Source organism: Pantoea sp. C8B4 (assembly GCF_051336905.1).
Taxonomy (GTDB): Bacteria; Pseudomonadota; Gammaproteobacteria; order Enterobacterales; family Enterobacteriaceae; genus Pantoea; species Pantoea rwandensis_B.
Genome location: NZ_JBGMNK010000001.1, coordinates 300,728 through 322,320 on the forward strand (window position 1 = coordinate 300,728; position 21,593 = coordinate 322,320).

Annotated in this window: 16 protein-coding genes; 7 read left to right on the plus strand and 9 right to left on the minus strand. The window is 55.5% G+C overall.

Annotation, left to right across the window (positions count from 1 at the left end; translation table 11 throughout):
* The first annotated feature begins 106 nt into the window (after nucleotides 1–106).
* Together manA and ACCW76_RS01340 are read left to right on the plus strand one after the other, a co-directional pair.
* A complete protein-coding gene (manA, locus tag ACCW76_RS01335; protein WP_436337542.1) occupies nucleotides 107–1,282 on the plus strand; it encodes a mannose-6-phosphate isomerase in 1,176 nt (391 codons plus the stop codon).
* Between the two features lie 127 nt (nucleotides 1,283–1,409).
* Nucleotides 1,410–2,909: a YdgA family protein gene (locus ACCW76_RS01340; RefSeq protein WP_436337543.1), complete on the plus strand. Its 1,500-nt coding sequence runs from the start codon at nucleotides 1,410–1,412 to the stop codon at nucleotides 2,907–2,909.
* A 34-nt stretch (nucleotides 2,910–2,943) separates the two neighbouring features.
* Here ACCW76_RS01340 and malI read toward each other — a convergent pair whose 3' ends face one another.
* Nucleotides 2,944–3,969 carry a Mal regulon transcriptional regulator MalI gene (malI, locus tag ACCW76_RS01345; protein ID WP_045814365.1) on the minus strand — a complete coding sequence of 342 codons (1,026 nt, stop codon included), beginning with the start codon at nucleotides 3,967–3,969 and terminating at the stop codon, nucleotides 2,944–2,946.
* Between the two features lie 179 nt (nucleotides 3,970–4,148).
* On the opposite strand from malI, the gene malX reads away from it, so the two are divergent.
* The 3 genes from malX (at nucleotide 4,149) to add (ending at nucleotide 8,030) form a co-directional block, all read left to right on the plus strand.
* Nucleotides 4,149–5,738 (plus strand): maltose/glucose-specific PTS transporter subunit IIBC, encoded by a 1,590-nt coding sequence (gene malX, locus ACCW76_RS01350; RefSeq protein WP_045814366.1) that lies wholly within the window; start codon nucleotides 4,149–4,151, stop codon nucleotides 5,736–5,738.
* A complete protein-coding gene (locus tag ACCW76_RS01355; protein ID WP_436337544.1) occupies nucleotides 5,735–6,913 on the plus strand; it encodes a MalY/PatB family protein in 1,179 nt (392 codons plus the stop codon). The genes malX and ACCW76_RS01355 overlap by 4 nt, the downstream gene beginning before the upstream one ends.
* 118 nt (nucleotides 6,914–7,031) lie before the next feature.
* On the plus strand, nucleotides 7,032–8,030 hold the full coding sequence (add, locus tag ACCW76_RS01360) for an adenosine deaminase (RefSeq protein ID WP_436337545.1): 999 nt from the start codon (nucleotides 7,032–7,034) through the stop codon (nucleotides 8,028–8,030).
* Nucleotides 8,031–8,139: 109 nt separating this feature from the next.
* Here the strand turns inward: add and ACCW76_RS01365 are convergent, their stop codons facing one another.
* The 5 genes from ACCW76_RS01365 to ACCW76_RS01385 form a co-directional block, all read right to left on the minus strand.
* Nucleotides 8,140–9,180 carry an oxidoreductase gene (locus ACCW76_RS01365; protein ID WP_045831940.1) on the minus strand — a complete coding sequence of 347 codons (1,041 nt, stop codon included), beginning with the start codon at nucleotides 9,178–9,180 and terminating at the stop codon, nucleotides 8,140–8,142.
* Between the two features lie 77 nt (nucleotides 9,181–9,257).
* Nucleotides 9,258–10,175 carry an arabinose operon transcriptional regulator AraC gene (gene araC, locus ACCW76_RS01370; protein WP_034827384.1) on the minus strand — a complete coding sequence of 306 codons (918 nt, stop codon included), beginning with the start codon at nucleotides 10,173–10,175 and terminating at the stop codon, nucleotides 9,258–9,260.
* 89 nt (nucleotides 10,176–10,264) lie between these two features.
* Nucleotides 10,265–11,251: an L-arabinose ABC transporter permease AraH gene (araH, locus tag ACCW76_RS01375; protein WP_034827386.1), complete on the minus strand. Its 987-nt coding sequence runs from the start codon at nucleotides 11,249–11,251 to the stop codon at nucleotides 10,265–10,267.
* A gap of 17 nt (nucleotides 11,252–11,268) precedes the next feature.
* Nucleotides 11,269–12,789: an L-arabinose ABC transporter ATP-binding protein AraG gene (gene araG, locus ACCW76_RS01380; RefSeq protein ID WP_436337546.1), complete on the minus strand. Its 1,521-nt coding sequence runs from the start codon at nucleotides 12,787–12,789 to the stop codon at nucleotides 11,269–11,271.
* A 145-nt stretch (nucleotides 12,790–12,934) separates the two neighbouring features.
* Nucleotides 12,935–13,918 carry an arabinose ABC transporter substrate-binding protein gene (locus ACCW76_RS01385; RefSeq protein WP_038647214.1) on the minus strand — a complete coding sequence of 328 codons (984 nt, stop codon included), beginning with the start codon at nucleotides 13,916–13,918 and terminating at the stop codon, nucleotides 12,935–12,937.
* Nucleotides 13,919–14,284: 366 nt separating this feature from the next.
* Between ACCW76_RS01385 and ACCW76_RS01390 the strand changes: the two genes are divergently transcribed.
* Both ACCW76_RS01390 and araA read left to right on the plus strand, forming a co-directional pair.
* Nucleotides 14,285–15,970 carry a ribulokinase gene (locus ACCW76_RS01390; RefSeq protein ID WP_436337547.1) on the plus strand — a complete coding sequence of 562 codons (1,686 nt, stop codon included), beginning with the start codon at nucleotides 14,285–14,287 and terminating at the stop codon, nucleotides 15,968–15,970.
* An 11-nt stretch (nucleotides 15,971–15,981) separates the two neighbouring features.
* A complete protein-coding gene (gene araA / locus ACCW76_RS01395) occupies nucleotides 15,982–17,472 on the plus strand; it encodes an L-arabinose isomerase (RefSeq protein WP_436337548.1) in 1,491 nt (496 codons plus the stop codon).
* A gap of 595 nt (nucleotides 17,473–18,067) precedes the next feature.
* Here the strand turns inward: araA and yjfF are convergent.
* The 3 genes from yjfF to ytfR are packed head-to-tail and all read right to left on the minus strand — an operon-like array spanning nucleotide 18,068 to nucleotide 21,580.
* A complete protein-coding gene (gene yjfF / locus ACCW76_RS01400) occupies nucleotides 18,068–19,054 on the minus strand; it encodes a galactofuranose ABC transporter, permease protein YjfF (RefSeq protein ID WP_038647220.1) in 987 nt (328 codons plus the stop codon).
* The gene (gene ytfT, locus ACCW76_RS01405; protein WP_436337549.1) at nucleotides 19,051–20,067 is read right to left on the minus strand and encodes a galactofuranose ABC transporter, ATP-binding protein YtfT; all 1,017 of its coding nucleotides are present in this window, start codon (nucleotides 20,065–20,067) and stop codon (nucleotides 19,051–19,053) included. Before ytfT ends, yjfF begins: the two co-directional genes overlap by 4 nt.
* Complete coding sequence (gene ytfR, locus ACCW76_RS01410) at nucleotides 20,060–21,580, minus strand: galactofuranose ABC transporter, ATP-binding protein YtfR (RefSeq protein WP_045816966.1); 1,521 nt, start codon at nucleotides 21,578–21,580, stop codon at nucleotides 20,060–20,062. The genes ytfT and ytfR overlap by 8 nt, the downstream gene beginning before the upstream one ends.
* Between the last annotated feature and the right edge of the window lie 13 nt (nucleotides 21,581–21,593).

Below are 21,593 nucleotides of genomic sequence, written 5' to 3' on the forward strand. Positions count from 1 at the left end.
ATTAACATTATGCGAGCCCATCGCGTTTATTGCACTTGTTGATGTATTTTGTATGGCACTTTCTGCTTTAATAAGCCTATTTACTTACGGTTATTAAGGGTAAACGATGCAAAAAATGAACAATTCGCTGCAAAATTACGCTTGGGGCAGCAAAACTGCGCTGACCGAACTTTACGGCATTGAGAACCCGCAAGGATTACCAATGGCGGAACTGTGGATGGGTGCCCATCCTAAAAGTCCGTCAACCGTTGAGATCAAGGGTGAAACGCGTTCCCTGCGCGATGTGATAAATGATGACCAGACCGCAGCCTTGGGCGCGGCAGTCGCAGCGCGTTTTGGTGAGTTGCCGTTTTTGTTTAAGGTGCTGTGTGCCGATCAGGCCTTATCGATCCAGGTTCACCCGAGCAAAGCCGCCGCTGAAGAGGGTTTCGCGCGCGAGAATGCTGCAGGTATTCCGATTGGCGCCGCTGAACGCAACTACAAAGATGCGAATCATAAGCCGGAACTGGTGTATGCCCTGACCCCTTTCCAGGCGATGAACGGCTTTCGCGAAATGCACGAGATTGTCTCGCTGCTGGAACCCGTGGCGGGTGCCCACCCGCAAATCGCTCACTTCCTTGAAAAACCTGATGAAGTCAGCCTCGCCAAACTGTTCTCCACACTGCTATCGCTAAATGATGAACCTAAATCACTGGCGTTAGCGGTACTGAAATCAGCGCTCAACTCACGTGGCGGCGAACCCTGGCAGACTATAAAGAGCATTGCGGCCGATTATCCGGACGATACCGGCTTGTTCTCACCGCTGTTGTTAAATGTCATCACTCTGCAGCCCGGCGAAGCCATGTTCCTGTTTGCCGAAACGCCGCACGCTTATTTGAAAGGCGTGGCACTGGAAGTGATGGCGAATTCCGATAACGTACTGCGTGCGGGACTGACGCCAAAATTCATCGATATCCCTGAGTTGATGGCGAACCTGAAGTTTGAAGCGAAGCCCGCTGCCACGTTGTTGACGCAGCCTCAGCAAGTGGGAGACACGCTGAACTTCCCGATTCCGGTGGACGATTTTGCCTTTGCCATCCACGCCCTCTCCGCCACACCACAGCCGTTAGCGCAACAGAGTGCGGCGCTGCTGTTTTGTATCGAAGGTCAGGCGGTGATTGAGAAGTCAGGTGAGCAACTGCTGTTGAAGCCCGGTGAATCATGCTTCGTTGCTGCCAATGAATCTCCGGTTAATGCCGCAGGCACAGGACGCCTGGCGCGGGTCTATAACGCGCTCAGCTGATCCGGCTGACGATACCAGCATTAACTGCTATTCTTTCAAACTATTACTTTAAACGCCTGCGGGCGTTTTTCTTCACCGTCGCCCTCAAGCAGCGGCGGGCGGACCCAAGGATAAGGACGACTCAGCGATGAAAAAGACCAAGGTTGCCGTAGGTGTGATTGTGGCGCTCGGCGTGATCTGGACAGGTGCGGCCTGGTTTACCGGCAAGCAGCTGGAAAGCCATATGGATCAAATGTTGCAGAACGCCAACACACAGCTTAATGCCTATGCACCGAACGCTCGCCTGACGCTCAGCTATCAGGATTACCAGCGCGGCATCTTCAGCAGCAAAACTAAACTGGTGATTCAGGCCAGTTCACAGACTGAAGACAACCCGCTGCTGAAGCCGGGTCAAAGCATCGTGCTGAACGAAACCATCGACCATGGTCCCTTCCCCTTTGCGCAGCTGAAACGCGGCAGCCTGATTCCGAGCATGGCTTCGGTGCATACCGAGCTCGAAAACACCGATGCGGTGAAGAAACTGTTTGAGCTTACCAACGGCAAATCGCTGGTGACCGCTGATACGCGTGTGGGCTACAGCGGTGCGACCGACACCGCACTGGATCTGCTGGCGGTGGATTATAACAACGCGCAGACTGGCGACCGTCTTGCCACCAACGGCGGAACCCTGGAGATCAGCGCAGACAGTAAAGGCGATAAAGTCAGCCTGAACGGTGACTTTTCCAGCATTGCCGTCACCAGCAAAAACCAGGTTGAGCAGCCGGTGCTGTTTACCCTTAACGGCCTGAAGCTGAAGGGTGATACCCATCTCAGCCCGGAAGGCGTGCGCGTCGGCGATCAGTCCATCAGCCTGGATAAACTCGACGCCAGCATTAACGGCCAGGAAGGTTTGTCATTACAGAAGCTGGACACTCAATCCTCCTTCGATAATAAAGATGGCAAGATCGGCGGCGATCTGAATATGAACGTCGGCAACATTAGCTTGCAGAAGCAGCCGTTCGGCGAAGCAAAGCTGGCCATGAAGTTTGCGCAGTTTGATGCGCAAGCGGTGAAAACCTTCTCGGATAGCTACAACGCGCAGATGCAGGCACTGCTGAACCAGCCAGGTTTAGTCGAGGATCCCGTCCGCTATCAGGCTAGCGTGCAGACCATCCTGAAGAATAACCTGCCGACGCTGCTGAAGGGTTCACCTACCGTCAGCATCGCGCCGCTGAGCTGGAAAAACGATAAAGGGGAAAGCACCTTTAACCTCAGCATCGGTTTTAACGATCCCGCCACCGTCACCGGTGAAGCGCAGACGTTGGGCGCGGCAGTGGATCGCGTGCTGAAAACGCTGGATGGCAAACTGAACATCAATATGCCAATGGCAACCGAAACGATGCGTCATGTTGGTCTGGCCGAAGGTTATCAGAGCGACGATGCGCAGAAGATGGCGGACCAGCAGGTGAAAGGTCTGGCGGCGATGGGCCAGATGTTCCGTCTGACGCAGCAACAGGATGACAACATCACCACCAGCCTGCAGTACGGCAACGGCCAGGTGACGATGAATGGCGACAAGATGTCACTGGAACAGTTCCTGTCTCGCTATATGCTGGGTGCGCAGACCAGCGAAGGGATGCCTGAGTAACAACGATATACCCGCGGCGCGAGCTATCGCGCCGCTAAACGCCTCGCACCAACTGTGGCGGCACAATCAGCGTTTGCACTTCCGCCTCCGGTTGCGCCAGTCGTTGCAGCATCCTTTCCCCCGCTCGCCTTCCCACATCACGCGCTTCACTACTGACAAACGTCAGCGAGGAGTCATACGACTCGCGTTGCGGATCGTCATTAAAGCCGACCAGTGCCAGCTTTTGCGTGAAGTAGCTGTCCACTGCATCTTCGCCCAACGAGCGTCCGCTGTGGATCGCACCAAAATAGCAGCCGAGCGTGGTACTGGCGTTATGGGCAATGATAGCGGTGATGCGTGGGTGATGATGCAGTAAGTCTTGCGTCAATGCCGATACGCTCTGTTGCCGGTCATCACACTCAATGATCCAGTCCGGGCGGAACGGTAAACCGTATTGCAGCAGCGTGGCGCAATAACCGCCAATTCTTTCAGCACGCGTCAGTGAAGACCCCAATCCACCTACCCACGCGATACGCTGATGCCCCTGACGGATCAGGTACTCCGTCGCGATGCGCGCGGCCTGGCTGTTGTCTGGACGCAAGGAATCGACTTTATCGAGGCTGCTGGCCCGCGCGGCGCAGATCAAGGCAATTTGCTGTTCGTGTGCCTGCGCCACCAGCATTTCCGCCTGCGCCACGGCGCCGCCCAACACGATGCCATCGGCCCCTTGCGCCACCAATGAATCGAAACAGCGCTGCAGATTTTGCCCGTGCTGACCACTTTGCGTCAGCACCAGGACTTTGCCCTGCTGTTCCAGCACTTCGCTCAAGCCTGCGGTCATCGCTGCGTAAAAGGGCTGGCTGAGATCGCGCACAATCAGACCTATGACACCACTCTCGCCACCACGCAGGATGGAGGCTGAACGGTTGCGCACGTATCCCAGCTGCTCAATCGCCTGATTAACGCGTTCGGCCGTGGCGGAAGAGATACGACCTTTGCCGGACAGCACCAAAGAGACTGTCGATACCGATACGCCAGCCGCCTGCGCGACATCGTGAATAGTGGTTTTAGGCTGAGACATCCGGTTCCGTTTCCAACAACTGATGAAGAAACAAAGAGGTAAAACGTTACACTGATTGACGCAAAAATAAAGCCTGGAATTAGTCACGCTTTGTGACTATAGCCACAAAATTGCTTGGTAAAACGTTTTATCATTCTTTACCCATATGAAAACTTGTCGCTTTTTAACCAGGAGAGACCATGTCCGCCAGCCGACCCAAAATGTCACTTTGGGAATTTTTCCAGAGTCTGGGTAAAACCTTTATGTTGCCCGTCGCCCTGCTGTCTTTTTGCGGCATTTTGCTTGGGATAGGCAGCTCGCTCAGCAGTCACGATGTCTTGACGCTGATCCCGATGCTCGATCAGCCCTTCCTGCAATATCTGTTTATCTGGATGGCGAAGCTGGGTTCATTTGCCTTCAGCTATCTGCCAGTGATGTTCGCCATTGCGATTCCACTGGGCATGGCGAGGGAGAACAAAGGTGTCGCTGCCTTTGCCGGTTTCGTCGGCTATGCAGTCCTGAACCTGAGCGTCAACTTCTGGCTCAATATCAATGGCATTCTTCCCACCACCGACGCGGCGGTGCTGAAAGCCAACAACGTTCAAAATATCCTTGGCATCCAATCCATTGATACCGGTATCCTGGGGGCGGTGATCGTTGGTGTGGTGGTGTTCTGGCTGCATGAACGCTTCCACAACATTCGCCTGCCGGATGCACTCGCCTTCTTCGGTGGCACGCGCTTTGTGCCGATTGTCACCACCGTGGTGATGGGTTTGCTCGGCTTAGTGGTGCCGCTGATTTGGCCTTTCTTTGCGCGCGCCATCACCGGTCTCGGCTGGATGATCAACAGTGCCGGTGAATTTGGCCCGATGATCTTCGGCACCGGCGAACGCCTGCTGCTGCCGTTTGGTCTGCAGCATATTCTGGTGGCAATTATTCGCTTCACCGATGCGGGCGGTACGCTCGACGTCTGCGGCAAAAGCGTCAGCGGTGCCCTCACCATCTTCCAGGCGCAGCTGGCTTGCCCGGATACTCACGGCTTTGCAGAAAGCGCCACGCGTTTCCTGTCGCAAGGCAAAATGCCGGCCTTCCTCGGTGGTTTACCGGGTGCGGCACTGGCGATTTATCACTGTGCCCGTCCCGAAAATCGTCACAAAATTAAGGGGCTGCTGATTTCTGGTGTGGTGGCTTGCGTCGTCGGCGGCACCACCGAACCGATCGAATTCCTATTCCTGTTCGTGGCTCCGGTGCTGTATTTGATCCACGCCCTGTTGACGGGTCTGGGCTTCACCGTGATGGCGATACTCGGCGTAACTATCGGTAACACCGACGGCAACGTTATCGACTTCTTCGTGTTCGGCGTGCTGCACGGCCTCTCTACCAAATGGTATTGGGTGCCGGTCATTGCGGCGGTGTGGTTCGTGGGTTACTACGCGATCTTCCGGTTTGCTATTACCCGCTTCAACATCAAGACTCCGGGTCGCGAAGCAGAAACCAGCAGCGTGGAGCAGCAGGTCAGCCGCGCGGGCGTGGGGAAATCAGGTTACAACACCCCGGCGATTCTGGCGGCGTTGGGCGGCGTGGACAACATCACATCGCTGGATAACTGCCTGACGCGTCTGCGCCTCACCATTGCTGACATGAGTAAGGTGGACGATGCCGCATTAAAAGCCAACGGCGCAATTGGTGTGGTGCACCTTAATCAAACCAGCCTGCAAGTGGTCATCGGTCCACAGGTGCAGTCTGTGAAAGATGAAATGGCACATCTGATGAGTGCGACGGCGTCATGATGCAGAGGTTTGATTTCGACCATGTCGTGGATCGTCACGGTAGCTGGTGCACGCAGTGGGATTTTGTAGCGGATCGCTTCGGTGTGGAGGGCTTATTGCCCTTCACCATCTCCGATATGGATTTCGCGACGGCGCCCTGCATCATTGAGGCGTTGCAACAGCGCTTGAACCATGGCGTATTGGGCTACAGCCGCTGGCAGCACAATGATTTCACCTCGGCGATTCAGCACTGGATGCGCAGCCGTTTTGCCACCGACATTGAGGCACAATCACTGGTTTATGGACCGTCGGTGATCTACATGGTGGCGCAGATGCTGCGCCACTGGACAAAACCCGGCGATGAAGTGCTGATTCATACGCCCGCCTACGATGCGTTCTATAACACTATCAACGGTAATCAGCGCCGCGTGCTAGAACTGCCGCTACAGCGTCAGGGTAATGACTGGCAGTGTGATATGACTCGGCTGGAACAATTACTGGCGCGACCCGATTGCAAAGTGATGCTGCTGTGCAGCCCGCACAATCCTACCGGCAAAGTGTGGCAGCGCGAGGAGTTACAGCAAATGGCCGCGCTCTGTGCACGTTACGATGTGAAAGTGATCAGCGATGAGATCCATATGGATATGGTGTTGGGCGATGCAGACCACATCCCGTGGAGCCAGGTGGCGCAATCTCCCTGGGCGTTATTCACGTCGGCATCGAAGAGTTTCAACATCCCGGCACTGACCGGCGCCTGGGGCATCATTCCGCATGAAACCGATCGTCAGGCCTGGTTCCACGCACTGAAACAGCAGGATGGCTTATCGTCACCGGCGGTGATGGCTGTGGCTGCCACCATTGCCGCGTATCGTGAAGGTGAAGCCTGGTTGGATGGACTGCGCGATTATCTACAGGCGAATATGCAGCACATTGCGCAACGATTGAATGCGGCGTTTCCTGCGCTTAACTGGCAGCCCCCTGCCGCTACCTATCTGGCATGGATTGATCTCACACCGTTGGGCATTGATGAACAGACATTGCAACATCGGCTGATTCATCAGTACAAAGTCGCGATCATGCCGGGTTCAACCTATGGTGAAGCCAGTCAGGGATATCTGCGGCTCAATGCCGGTTGTCCGCGCAGTAAACTCGATGACGGACTGGATCGTCTGATTGCGGCTTTAAAATCGTGTTAAAGGCGTTCGGATGCTGATTAATTCAGCATCCATTTCACAGCTTGCGCAAATCACTGGCGCTGTTGCGCAAGATGTTTTTATAATGCTCTGCACTTTATGAAACTTTAGCGAGTGCGACATGATTGACCTGAAACTCCCCCTGACCGACATTCACCGCCACCTTGATGGCAACATCCGCGCACAAACCATCCTTGATTTAGGTCGCCAGTTTAACCTCACGCTGCCCGCTAACTCGCTCGACGAACTGCGTCCGCATGTGCAAGTCACAGCCAATGAACCCGACCTGGTGAGCTTCCTGCAGAAACTGGACTGGGGCGTCAAGGTGTTGGGCGATTTGGATGCCTGCCGCCGCATCGCGCTGGAAAACGTGGAAGATGCCGCACGTGCTGGCATTCACTACGCAGAACTGCGTTTCTCACCGGGCTATATGGCGATGACGCACAACCTGCCGATCGCTGGTGTGGTGGAAGCCGTGATTGATGGTGTACGCGCGGGCGTAAAACAGTTCGGCGTGGATGTGAACCTGATCGGCATTATGAGTCGCACCTTTGGTGACGAAGCCTGCCTGCGCGAACTGGAAGGTTTGCTGGCACACCGTGATGGCATTACCGCCGTCGATCTGGCCGGTGATGAGCTCGGCTTCCCGGGCAGTGAATTCCTCAGCCACTTCAATCGCGCGCGCGATGCCGGTTTCCGTATTACCGTGCACGCCGGTGAAGCCGCTGGCCCGGAAAGCATCTGGCAGGCGATTCGCGAACTCGGCGCTGAGCGTATTGGCCATGGCGTTAAAGCGATTGAAGATCGCGCATTGATGGATTTCCTGGCAGAGCAGCGCATTGGTATTGAATCCTGCCTGACCTCCAACATTCAGACCAGCACAGTAGCTTCACTGGCCACTCATCCGCTGAAAGCCTTCCTGCAACACGGTATTCTCGCCACCATTAATACCGATGATCCGGCGGTTCAGGGTATTGAGCTGGCGCATGAATATGAGCACGCTGCGCCGCAGGCAGGATTAACCGCTGAAGAGATGCGTCAGGCGCAGGAAAATGGTGTGACCATTGCCTTCCTCAGTGAGGCAGAGAAAGCTGCCCTGCGTCAGCGCGTGGCGGGGTAATTACCTCAAAAGCAAAAAGGTGCGCTTCGCTGCGCACCTTTAAATCACATCGCACGTTAGGGTGAGGCCCTTTTTGAGTGACATCACCCTGGCGTATGCTTTTACTCCGTCACTTCAGCGACATCGTCTGGCGCTTCTCAGCGGACTGTAAGCCGAGTTCAATCAACTCCATCACCTGAATCGCCTCTTCAGCCTGGACTGGGTTATCTCCGGTGCCCGCAATCGCATCGCGAATCGCCGCGTAGTACGCCGGATAGTTACCCGGCAGAGTTAGCAGTTCTTTCTCCACCATCACGTCGCCTTCTGCCAGCGTCAGAGTGCCATTGCGCATGTCATAGCCCCAGTCTTCCTGCGGAGGACGTTCACCTGCTTTCAGGCGATCTTCCTGCGGATCCAGACCGTATTTGACGTAGCTGCCCCGCGTGCCGTGCACCACAAAACGTGCAGATTCTGCCGCCACCAGCATGCTGGCGTGTAACACGACCCGACGAGTGGGATAAGTCAGCACCGCATGGAAATAATCGGTGGTTTGCGCGCCAGGACGCAGTTCAGCCATATCCACAGCGATCGCTACCGGCGGGCCAAACAATTGCAGCGCCTGGTCCAGTACATGGGGTCCAAGATCAAACCAGATACCGCTACCCGGGCCTTTCATTTCACGCCAGCGCTGGCGAACTTCGGGGCGGAAACGGTCAAAATGCGATTCAAGATAGCGCACATCACCTAAGGCGCCATCAGCCAGCAAGGTTTTCAACGTCAGAAAATCACTGTCCCAGCGGCGGTTGTGGAATACGGAGAGCAGTAGCCCTTTGGCTTTGGCCAGTGCATCCAGCTCACGCGCTTGTGACAGTGTCACGGTGAAGGGCTTATCCACCACCACATGTTTACCGGCATTCAGTGCCGCTTTGGCTAACGGGAAGTGAGTATCATTTGGCGTCGGTATGACAATCAGTTGCAGTGTCGGGTCATCCAGCAGGGCTTGTGGATCAGAAACCACTTGCACCGAGGGCCAGTCGGCATGCACCTTGCTGGCATCGCTGCTGGAGACGGCTGCCAATTCAACGCCTGGCGTGCCGACGATCAAAGGAGCATGAAAGGTTTTGCTGGCAAAACCGTAGCCAATCAGGCCGACACGTAATTTATCGCTCATTCTCATTCCTCTTGTTCGTTACCAGACTGATTTAAGACGAATCAGCCAGTAACAACAAGGCGGAATCAGCTGAAAACTCAGGAGATCGCACTCCGTGCCGGTTGCCAGCTCTCCTGAGCCACTAAGGCATCGTGCGCATCCTGACTGCGGCGACGGAAATCACTGGGGCTGACGCCCACCCGTTTACGGAAAACGCGAGAGAAATAGAGCTGATCGTCATAACCCACTTCGCGCCCGACCGAGGCAATCGGCTCCTGCGTGGTTTGCAGCAACAGTTTGGCGCGGATGACACGCTGATCTTCACGCCAGCGCAGCAGATTAATCCCCATCTGCTCGCGAAACAGATGCGCCAGCCGTGACGGGGAAAGACACACATGGCGCGCCACTTCCTCGATTTTTACCTCACTGGCTAAATGGTTGGTGACGTATTGACAGGCCTCAATCACGCGCGGATCGCGAATTTGTTGATGGCTGCGCGGATCTTCCTCCACCGCGCGCAACAACAAGCGCTCCAGCAGATTCATTGCCAGTTCCTCGGCAAAGCGACGACCCGAATTGTGGGTCTGCTCAATGCTGGCAAACAGGCGGTCAAACTCGGCACGTTGCGCTTCTGGCAAACGTAACCGCCCCACGCCCTGACTCTCATCCTGCCACTGCAACCAATCCGTCCAGTAGGCACGCGGACGGAAATAGACCCAACGGTGGAACCAGCATGGGCTGTCAGGGGAACGGCCGTAATAGTGCGGCGTTTTCGGCTGAAACAGCAGCAAATCGCCGGGCTCGCAGTCAAACGCCGACTCTCCATCAAAAATGCGCCCCTGGCCTTTGATGGTCAGATTGAGGATGTAACCTTTCATGCCGAGCGGCCGGTCGATAAAGAAGTCCAGCTGATCGTTGGCATTGATTGGCGTTAAGCCCGCCACCAGCCAGGCATTAAACGGATAGCCGGGTAGCAGTGGATTCTGCTGCTCACTGGGGGGTTCACGATGGTACATAGTGCCCTCACGATAACCTGTAAATGCGCAGTGGATCGCGCCAGATGGGCGACCGGATGGCCGCCCTGCATCATTTTTCACGGCTGGGATCAGGCCGCTTTGTTTTTCTGTTTGTAGCGGTCAAAAATCACCGCCGCTAACAGTATCAAACCGCGCACCACATACTGTGAGAACGGCGAGATATTCAATAAATTCATCGCATTCTCAACCGTACCCAGAATCAGTACGCCCGCCACCACATAAGAAATCTTACCGATGCCGCCTTTCAGCGAAACGCCGCCCAGCACACAGGCTGAAATCACAATCAGTTCATACCCGAGCGAGGTCATCGGCTGACCACTGGTCATGCGCGAGGCCAAAATAATCCCCGCCGCCGCCGAGACCAGTCCCGAGAGAATGAAAATGATGATGCGAGTGCGCACCACCGGCACCCCGGCCAGACGTGCGGCTTCTTCATTACCGCCAATCGCCAGCGTGTTGCGACCAAAGGTGGTTTTGTTCAGCACAAAACCGAAAACAATCATGGTGGCGATGGTGAGCCAGATGGGCGCTGGCAAGCCGAGCCAGTTGGCATAGCCGAGGGTGAAGAAGCGTTCATCCTCAATGCCGACCGCTTTACCGTCAGAGAAGATATACGCCAGACCACGCACAATCTGCATGGTTGCCAGCGTGGTGATCAGCGCATTGATCTTTAGCCGGGCAATCACAAAGCCATTAATAAATCCGGTGGCCATACCGAGCACCAAACCGGCCGCGACGCCCAACCACAGACTCTCCGTCATGTTGATCACCACCGCGGTCACCACACCAGCGCAGGCAATCACCGAGGCCACGGAAAGGTCAAAATCGCCAGAAGCGAGGCAGAACAGCATGCCGCAGGCCACCATGCCGGACATCGACATGGCCAGTCCCAGCCCTTTCATATTGATGAACGTGCCAAAATTGGGTACGAAGATGGCGCAAACGATAAACAGCAGCGCGAAAACCACCAGCATGCCGAAATTATCCCAGATACGCCCCAGCTGCAGGCCGTTACGCTGCACCGGTGGTGTGTTGGAAGTGGTAGATGAAGCCATTGTTGCTCTCCTTTACATCAGGCCACGGCGGCCGCTTGAGGGGTTTTCGGCATCGCCAGGCTCAGCGTCAGCTGCTCCGTGGCCGCATCGTGTGGCAATTCTCCGGCAATCTCACCTTCACGCATCACCACGATACGGTCAGCCAGGCCCATCACTTCGGGCAGATCGCTGGAAGCAAACAGCACCGCGATCCCTTTATTCGCCAGTTGGTAAATCAGGTTATAGATTTCATGCTTGGCACCGACATCAATACCGCGCGTCGGTTCATCCAGCAGAATCACATTCATCTCTTCGGACAACCAACGACCCAAAATCGCCTTCTGCTGATTGCCTCCCGACAGATTCATGATCAGCTGTTGCGGGCCAGGCGTTTTGATGTTGAGCGATCGGATGTGAAGATCGGCGTTTTTCGCCTCCCAGCCGGGTTTGATCAGACACCCCGCCGTGAGATTATGGCGGCGCGCGCTGATATTGATGTTGTCGCGCACCGAGTGCACCGGAATAATCCCTTCGGATTTACGATCTTCCGGACACAGCATAATCCCCGCGTGAATCGCATCGATCGGCTGGCGAATGTTGAGCTTTTTGCCATCCAGTGACACGCTGCCGCCACGCAGTTTGGTCGCACCAAACAGCCCCTTCATCAATTCACTGCGCCCCGCGCCAACCAATCCAAACAGGCCAACGATTTCACCGGCTCGGACCGTCAGCGAAATCGGCATGCGCACGCCTTTGGCCTCTACTTGATCAAGTTGCAAACGGACTTTACCCAATGTGCGCGGCGTATAGCCGTAAATATCACCGAGGTTACGCCCGACCATCGCCTGTACCAGATCGTCATGATGGGTGTTCGGCATGTCGGTGAAGGTGCGCACGTAGCGACCATCTTTGAACACGGTGATGGCATCGCTCAGAGCAAAGATTTCCTCCATGCGATGTGACACGTACAGCACGGTGCGGCCCTGATCGCGCAGCTGACGAATGACGCGGAACAGATGCTCAATTTCACGTGCAGAAAGTGAACTGGTCGGCTCGTCAAAGGCGATGATGCGCGCATTACGCGCCAGCGCTTTGGCGATCTCCACCATCTGCCACTGACCGAGCGACAGATATTTCAGCGGCATGTCTGGATCGATATCCATGCCGAGATTTTTAAGCTGCAGATCTGCTTCATACCGCAGCAATTTGCGATTCACCAATCCGCGTTTGTGTGGCAACTGTCCGAGATAGATGTTCTCCGCCACGCTCATCTCCGGCACCAGATGCAGCTCCTGATAGATGATCGCCACGCCCGCATCCAGCGCATCCACGGTGTTGTTGAAGCTTTTCACTTCACCTTTGATGCGAATCTCACCTTCAGTCGGCTGATAACTGCCGCTGAGAATCTTTAACAACGTGGACTTTCCCGCGCCGTTTTCGCCCATCAGCGCATGCACTTCCCCGGCGCGGCACTGGAATGAGATATCCTGCAGCGCTTTTACGCCCGGAAAGGTTTTACTGATGCCATGAAAGGACAGAAAGGCTTGATCAGTTTCCATGGAAACTCCTCTTCGCCCCCATCCTTCGCGCCATTGCCGCGTTGGCTTCGCACATTTGTCCCAGCGACGAGCGACACGGGAGCAAACGCGGTGGCCAACCTGCTGCAACACCAGGGATGGAGGCTGCGTTTATCAATCAGGCGACTTACATCAGCCCTTTCTTCGCCAACTCAGTTTTGAAGTTGTCGCGGGTAATCAGCACCACATCGGTGACTTCGGTGAACTTCGCGGGCTCTTCGCCTTTGGTCACCCAGTTGTAGAGCATCTGACTGCTCTTATAACCGTGCACATCCGGGCTTGGCAGCAGTGAGCCATAGAAGCCGGTTGGCGCCCCTTTGGAGAGTTCGCTCACCGCATCCACGCCGTTGATGCCAATGCCGATCACGTCTGGCGCTTTAAAGCCCTGGCCTTCAGTCGCGCGTACGCCACCCAGCACGGTGTTGTCATTCATGCCGACAATCAGCCAGTGTTTCACCTCGGGATGCTGCACCAGCAGCGAGTTACCGGCATCAAACGCACCAGGAATGTCGTTGGATTTGGTGGGTACCTGATAGATCTGCTTCTCCGGGAATCCGGCTGCTTTTAGCGCTTCCATCGAACCGCCGGTGCGGCGACGCGCAGTGTCCAACTCATTGGCGGTAATCGCCATCACGCCGGTCTCTTTCGCATCCCAGCCGCGCTTCTGCATCTCTTTATAGAGTTCCTGGCCCTGACGCTCACCGATTTTGGTCGCCGCCATCATCACCAACGGCACCGTGTCCATCGGCTTGCCTTTGGCGGTGACGAACTGATCATCAACCGCAATCACTTTCAGGCCATAACTGCGCGCCTTCGCCACGATGGCTGAACCCAGTTTCGGGTCCGGTGTGCAGATCACGAAGCCTTTGGCACCGCTCGCCGCCAGGCTGTCGATGGCATTGAGGGTTTTCTCGCCGTCAGGCACCGCGATTTTGATGACGTCGAAACCGAGATCTTTGCCGGCTTTATCGGCGAACTTCCATTCCGTCTGGAACCAGGGTTCCTCCGGTTGTTTGACGAGGAAACCGAGTTTCATGGTTTCGGCGATAGCGGATTGTGACATAACCGCGGCGAGACCTACCGCCGCCAGCGCTTTAGTGAATTTATGCATGATGCTCTCCGGCACAATGGTGTTTTATCGCTGTTAATAACGAATCGGTGTAAACGCTACCAATTGGATTTCACGTTTGGGTACAGCGCAAAATCAGCGCGTTAGCTCAAAGGTTGTACAAAGGCTGTGCAAACGCTGGGCTAGTTGTAGCGGTATTGGCGAAGAAAAATGTAGAGCGGTATCACATCCCAAAACGATGACTAATTCCTCCATATATTCAGCGAAATTAACCAGTCATTAACTTTTGCTGCCGATCACATAACCTCGCCGATGGCAGAAAAGTGCATATTCTCAGCCAGCGATGACTAACGGCTTATGCCCCCGCATTCCAGGATAGAGCCAGATAACTCACACAGGAGAATCCCAATGGGTGCTGGCGCCATAACAATTGGGCTGGATTTTGGCAGTGACTCGGTGCGTGCCCTCGCCGTGGACTGCCGCAGTGGTCAAGAGCTGGAAACCGCGGTGGTGAACTATCCGCGTTGGGCGCAGGGGCAATTCTGTGATGCGCATGCCAACCGTTTTCGTCATCACCCACAGGACTACATTGATGCGCTGGAGCAGGCGATCGTGGCGGTGGTGCAAGCGTTAACAGTGGAACAGCGGGCTTGGGTGGTGGGTATTGGCGTCGATTCAACCGGCTCAACCCCCGCCCCGATTGACCGCGATGGCAACGTGTTAGCCTTGCGTCCGGAGTTTGCGACCAATCCCAACGCCATGTTTGTGCTGTGGAAGGATCACACCGCGATTGAAGAAGCGGAAGAGATTAATCAGCTGTGCCGCAACGGTCATTTCACCGATTACACCCGCTATATCGGCGGTGTGTATTCATCGGAGTGGTTCTGGGCCAAGATTCTGCATGTGTCACGCCAGGATGCGGCGGTGCGTGATGCTGCAGTGTCTTGGGTGGAACTCTGCGATTGGGTACCGGCACTGTTAAGCGGTCGCACCGCCCCGGCGCAGTTGCGGCGTGGACGCTGTGCTGCCGGGCATAAATCGCTGTGGCATCCTGAATGGCATGGCCTACCGCCTGCCGACTTTTTCCGTGCCCTCGACCCGATGTTGATCGAGCAGTTGGATTCCCCGCTATTTACCGACACCTTCACTGCTGATGTCCCGGTGGGTACGTTGTCTGCCGAATGGGCGCAGCGTTTGGGACTGTCTGAACAGGTGATTCTCTCCGGTGGTGCTTTTGACTGCCACATGGGCGCGGTCGGTGCAGGTGCACAGCCTTATACGCTGGTGAAAGTGATTGGCACCTCAACCTGCGACATTTTGATTGCTGATAGTGAGAAAGTAGGCGATCGCGCAATTAAAGGCATTTGCGGCCAGGTGGATGGCAGCGTCGTGCCGGGTGCCATCGGCTGCGAAGCCGGTCAGTCCGCGTTTGGCGATATTTACGCCTGGTTCAGTCGTTTGCTGGGCTGGCCGCTGCAGCAGGCGGTGGCGCGCCATCCTGAGTTGCAGCCGCAACTCGCCGAAATGCAGCAGGATTTGATCCGCTCCCTTACCGAAGCCTGGGCTACCGATCCACAGCTCGATCATCTGCCCGTGGTGCTGGATTGGTTCAACGGGCGTCGTACGCCGGATGCCAATCAGCGCCTGAAAGGCGTGATCACCGATTTGAATCTCGGCACTGACGCGCCTGCATTGTTTGGGGGTCTGGTGGCCGCCACGGCGTTTGGTGCCCGCGCCATTATGGAGTGCTTCGAGAAACAACAGATTCCGGTGGAGAGCATTCTGACGCTTGGCGGCATCGCACGTAAGTCTCCCGCCATTATGCAGGCATGCTGCGACGTGATGAACCGCCCGCTGGATATCGTGGCTTCTGACGAATGCTGCGCGCTGGGCGCCGCTATTTTTGCCGCCGTCGCCGCGAAGGTGTATGCCGACGTCCCTGCCGCACAGCAGGTGATGGCGAGTCCGATTGCCGTGACCTTGCAGCCTAACAGCCTGCGCGTAGCGGGCTATCAACAGCTTTATCAACGCTATCAGAACTGGTGCCAGGCCGCTGAACCTCAGTATGCCGCCCGCGCCACATCCGCTAAGTAAAGGAGCGAGAAATGGAACAGAACGTTTGGTTTGTGATTGGGACTCAGCATCTCTACGGAGCGGAAACCTTGCGCCAGGTCGAACATCACGCGCGCCAGGTGATGGATGGTTTGAACCAGGCGGGCACGCTGCCCGTGCCGCTGGTGTTGAAGCCACTGGTGAAATCACCCGATGAAGCGCTGGCGCTGTGCCGTGAAGCCAACCACGACAATAATTGTGTCGGTATCATCACCTGGCTGCATACCTTTTCACCGGCCAAGATGTGGATTGGTGGGCTGAGTATCCTGAATAAGCCATTGCTGCAATTCCATACCCAGTTCAACGCAGAAATTCCGTGGGACAGTATGGATATGGACTTTATGAACCTGAACCAGACCGCTCATGGCGGCCGTGAGTTCGGCTTTATTGGCGCACGTATGGGCCTGCAGCATAGCGTGGTGACTGGCCACTGGCAGGATAAGACCAGCCAGCAGCGCATCGGACGCTGGATCAATGCAGCATTAGCAAAGCAGGCCAGCCAGCAGCTAAAAGTGGCGCGCTTTGGCGACAATATGCGTGAAGTGGCGGTGACCGAAGGCGATAAGGTGGCGGCGCAGATTCAATTTGGTTATTCGGTTAACGGTTGGGGCGTGGGTGATCTCGTTGAGGTGGTGAACAGCGTCAGTGATGGCGATGTGCATGCGCTGATCGATGAATACGAGAGCCAGTATCTGTTTAGCGAGGCTGCCGCCGTGAATGGCGAGAAGCGTCAGAATGTGCTGGATGCGGCGCGCATTGAACTGGGTTTGAAGCGTTTCCTCGATGACGAGGGCTGCAAAGCCTTTACCACTAATTTCCAGACTCTCCACGGCATGACGCAGTTGCCGGGCTTGGCCGTTCAACGTTTGATGGGCCAGGGTTATGGTTTCGCCGGTGAGGGTGACTGGAAGACTGCCGCGCTGCTGCATATTTTGAAGGTGCAGGCCGGGAATCGTGCAGGCGGTACTTCATTTATGGAGGATTACACGTATCACTTTTCACCCGGCAACGATTTGGTGTTGGGTTCACATATGCTGGAAGTGTGCCCTTCGATTGCCAAAGAGGCGAAGCCGTTGATTGATGTGCAGTTCCTCGGCATTGGTGGCAAAGCCGACCCGGCGCGCATGATTTTCTCCACACCCGCCGGACGCGCGGTGAATGCCAGTGTGATTGATATGGGTGATCGTTTCCGTTTGCTGGTGAATGTGGTGGATGCAATTGAGCAGCCGAAACCGCTGCCGAAGTTGCCGGTCGCGCGTGCGTTGTGGCGTGCACAACCCTCACTGGCTACCGCTTCCGAAGCCTGGATTCTGGCCGGTGGCGCGCACCATACGGTGTTTAGTCAGGCACTGGATTTGGATGATATGTATTTGTACGGTGAGCTGAACGGCATTGAAGTGCTGGTGATCGATGAAGATACGCGTTTGCCGGCGTTCAAGGATGCGTTGCGCTGGAATGAGGTGTATTACCGATTAGCGCGTTAATTTGAATGGTTTCTTAAAGCCGCGAGGATTCGCGGCTTTTTTGTGGCTTAAAAGCGTGCGATCCAGTCGACAAAGGTGGGCGTTGCGTAAAGTCGGCGTAAATACATCCCTGTAGCCTCGGACGCCGCATCCCTGCGGCGTACGCTTTACTCCACTGCCCACCTTTGTCTCCTTTATGCATGTCCGCTGCATGGTTTCCAGGGTCAAAAACTGGCGCCGTTCTCTTGCATTACAGCGCTACGATTTGGCGGATTTATAAACCTGGCAGCATTCCTATACTTGCACTGACTACAGCAATAACAGTCTCAATTGCCCCATAAAGGCCAGCCCGAAGAGCAAAGCGTTTGCGCCAGGGATGGCGCGGCCGATCTGCATGGATGCGGGGTTCCTTTGCGATCGGGCTGGCCTTTAGGGGGCCGGGCACCGAACCATCAGCAACGCCACCTAACATTCAAAAATATGAGCGTTAAAACCTGCAACCCCTACCCAACATCCACAAATCTGAACACCAAAAACCGCGTCCCCGAATCGGAGCCCCAAAACAAAAAAGGTGCGCAAATTTGCGCACCTCTCAAAACAAACATGACGCTCACAACTACGAAGTTAAACGCTTAACCGGCGCATTCTTCTGGCGATCCCACATTACCGTTAGCAGACGTTGCAAAGCGATAAATGCGAACAACAGAATACCGATGGCGATCTTTGTCCACCAGGAACTCAGCGTGCCATCGAAGTTAATCCATGTCTGAATCAGACCCTGGATCAACACCCCAAACAACGTGCCGAGCACCGTGCCCACACCGCCGGACAACAAGGTGCCGCCGATCACCACCGAGGCAATCGCGTCCAGTTCCACGCCCAATCCTGCCAGGGCATAGCCTGCTGAGGTATAAATCGAGAACACAATCCCCGCCAGTGTCGCCAGTGTGGTGGAAAGCATATAAATCTTGATGGTGGTGGCGCGTGTCGAAACACCCATCAACTGCGCCGACGTCAGATTGCCGCCGATGGCATACACCTGATTACCAAAACGCGTGCGATGCGCGAGGATAATGCCGCCGATCACTACCACCAGCATAATCACCGCCAGCAAACTAAGACGCCCGCCACCGGGGATCTTCCATGCCAGACTCGACAGCGTGGAATAGAGCGGATGATCGATGGGAATCGAGTTTTCGGAAACCAGATAACTGCAGCCGCGCAAGAAAAACATCCCCGCTAGCGTAATAATGAAGGCCGGGATCTTCAGTGCATCAATCAGCCAACCCATCATGGCACCGAATAGTGCCCCCATTGCCAGCACAATCGCGAAGGCTAGAATCGGATCGACGTGATAATCACCGATGATTTTCGCCAAAAATACGCCGCTAAAGGCAATAACGGCCCCCACTGACAGATCGATACCGCCTGACAAAATCACAAACGTCATGCCCACGGCGATAATGCCGAGAAACGCGTTATCAGTCAGGATATTGCAGATCACGCGCGTCGAGGCAAAGCCAGGGAACTGACTCAGGCAGAACAGATAACCGGCGACAAACACCAGCAGCGTAATCATCAATGGCAGATGGCGTTTAATCATTTTGGACGTCTCCCTTTCAGAATGGCGATAAAGCGCGGCGATTGCAGCAACAGCACACACATCACCACCACCGCTTTCACCACCTGATTCAGCTCCGGCGGGAAGCCAGACAGCAAAATACCGGTATTCATCGACTGAATAATCAGCGCGCCAACCAGCGACAACACCAGATTAAAACGCCCGCCCATCAGCGATGCACCGCCAATCACAACGGCAAGAATGGCATCCAACTCCAGCCACAAACCGGCATTGTTGGCATCGGCGCCACGTATATCCGCTGCCACGATCAGGCCTGCAACTGCTGCACACACACCGCTGATCGCATAGGTGGACATCACCACTAACCAGCCATTTACACCGGCATTACGTGCGGCGCGCAGGTTAATCCCCACCGCTTCGATAAACAGGCCCAGGGCAGTTTTTCGCGTCAGCAGCCACACTAACAGTGCCACCAGCAGCGTAATCCACACCGGAACCGGCAGCATCCACAGCGAGCCGCTGCCAAACCAACCGAGGCTGTCGCTGTTAAAAGTCACAATCTGACCCTGAGTAATCAGCTGTGCAATACCGCGCCCGGCCACCATCAATATCAACGTGGCAACAAACGGCTGAATCTTCAGTAGCGCCACCAGCACGCCATTCCATAAGCCACAGGCAAGGCCGGTGCCAAGGGTGGCGAGGATAATAAAACTCAGGCTGTGCCCCGCAACGGTCAACGTGGCCGCCGTCGCCCCCGCGATCGCCATCACCGCACCTACCGACAAATCAATCCCGCCGGTGGCAATCACCAGCGTCATACCGATCGCCAGTAGGGCAACGGGGGCAGCGCGGTTCAGGATATCAATCGGGCTGCCAAACAGGCGACCGTCCTGGATATGCACCGCAAAAAAATTGTTTGCGACCAGGCTATCCACCAACAGCACCAGAATCAGCGCAACGATTTGCGGCATGCCTGGCGGTAACTTCGGCTTACGCCGTTCAGGTTTTGGATGTGTCATAGGGGATTCAAGCATGTTGTGCTCCTCCATCGGCGATGGCATTCACAATCGACGCCACCGACAGCTGCTCCAGCGGGATTTCAGCTACCTGCTTCAGATCGCGCATGATCAACACGCGATCGGCATAGCCCACCAGCTCTTCGAGTTCAGAGGAGATAACCAGTAACGCCAGTCCATCGGCGCACAGGGTTTCAATCAAACGAATGATCTCGGCATGTGCACCAACATCAATGCCGCGCGTCGGTTCGTCGAGAATTAAGAATTGCGGCTTCGTCACCAGCCAGCGTGACAGCAGCACCTTTTGCTGATTACCGCCGGAGAGTAATTCCACTGGCTGATCGGCATGTGGCGTGCGAATTCCCAAGCTTTTGATAAAGCGTTCTGCGATTGCCTGTTGTTCACGCCGTTTAATCGGACGCAGCCAGCCGCGTTGTGCCTGCAGCGCTAAAATAATATTTTCACGCACCGAAGCCGCACCGATGATGCCGTCGGTTTTACGATCCTCCGGGCAGAATCCCATCCCCAGATGGGAGGCTTTGGCCGGTGTCCGAATATGCTGCACTTTGCCTTTGATGGTGGCAGTGCCCCGATCCGCACGACGGATACCAAACAGCACCTCGGCGGTTTCGGTGCGCCCCGATCCCAGCAAGCCGGCTAAGCCCACCACTTCTCCCGGACGCACCTCGAGGTCGAAAGGTTCAATGGTGCCCTTCTTGCCGTAATCTTTAAATGACACAACCGGTTGATTGCTCTTCAGCGTACTGCCCTGACGCTGCAAGGCGGTCTCCAGCAGTTCGCGCCCCAGCATCAGTTTGATCAATTCGATTTGCGGCAATGATGCCGTATCACGCGTGGCAATAAACTGGCCGTTGCGCAAAACGGTAATACGATCGGTGATGCGATACACCTGGTCGAGAAAATGAGTGACAAAAATCAGGCTCATTCCTCTGGCTTTCAACTGCGCCATCAGGGTGAACAGCATTTCAACTTCGCTGGCATCGAGGCTGGCGGTAGGTTCGTCAAGGATTAACACCTGTGCGGAGAGATCCACGGCGCGACAAATCGCAATGATTTGCTGCATCGCGACTGAGTAATGGCCCAGGGGACGCGTCACGTCGAGCGCAAAACCGTAGTTGCGCATCAGCGCATCGGCATCACGCACCATACGCTTGCGGTCGATCATGCCAAAGCGGCGCGGCTCGCGGCCGATGTAGAGATTATCTGCCACCGACATATTTGGCAGGAGATTCACCTCCTGATAAACCGTACCGATGCCCATTTGCTGCGCATCGGCAGTATTGTGCGGTGAAATGGTACTGCCATTCAGGGTGATGGTGCCGGCATCCCGGGTGTAAACACCGGTCAGCACTTTAATCAGCGTGGATTTTCCGGCACCGTTTTCGCCCAGCAGCGCCATGATCTCGCCTTTGCGAATACTGAATGAGACATTATCCAGCGCTTTCACGCCGGGGAAACCTTTGCTGATACCGTTGAGTGTCAGGAGTGCGGATGCATCTGCGGTGCTCATCAGGTTCTACCTC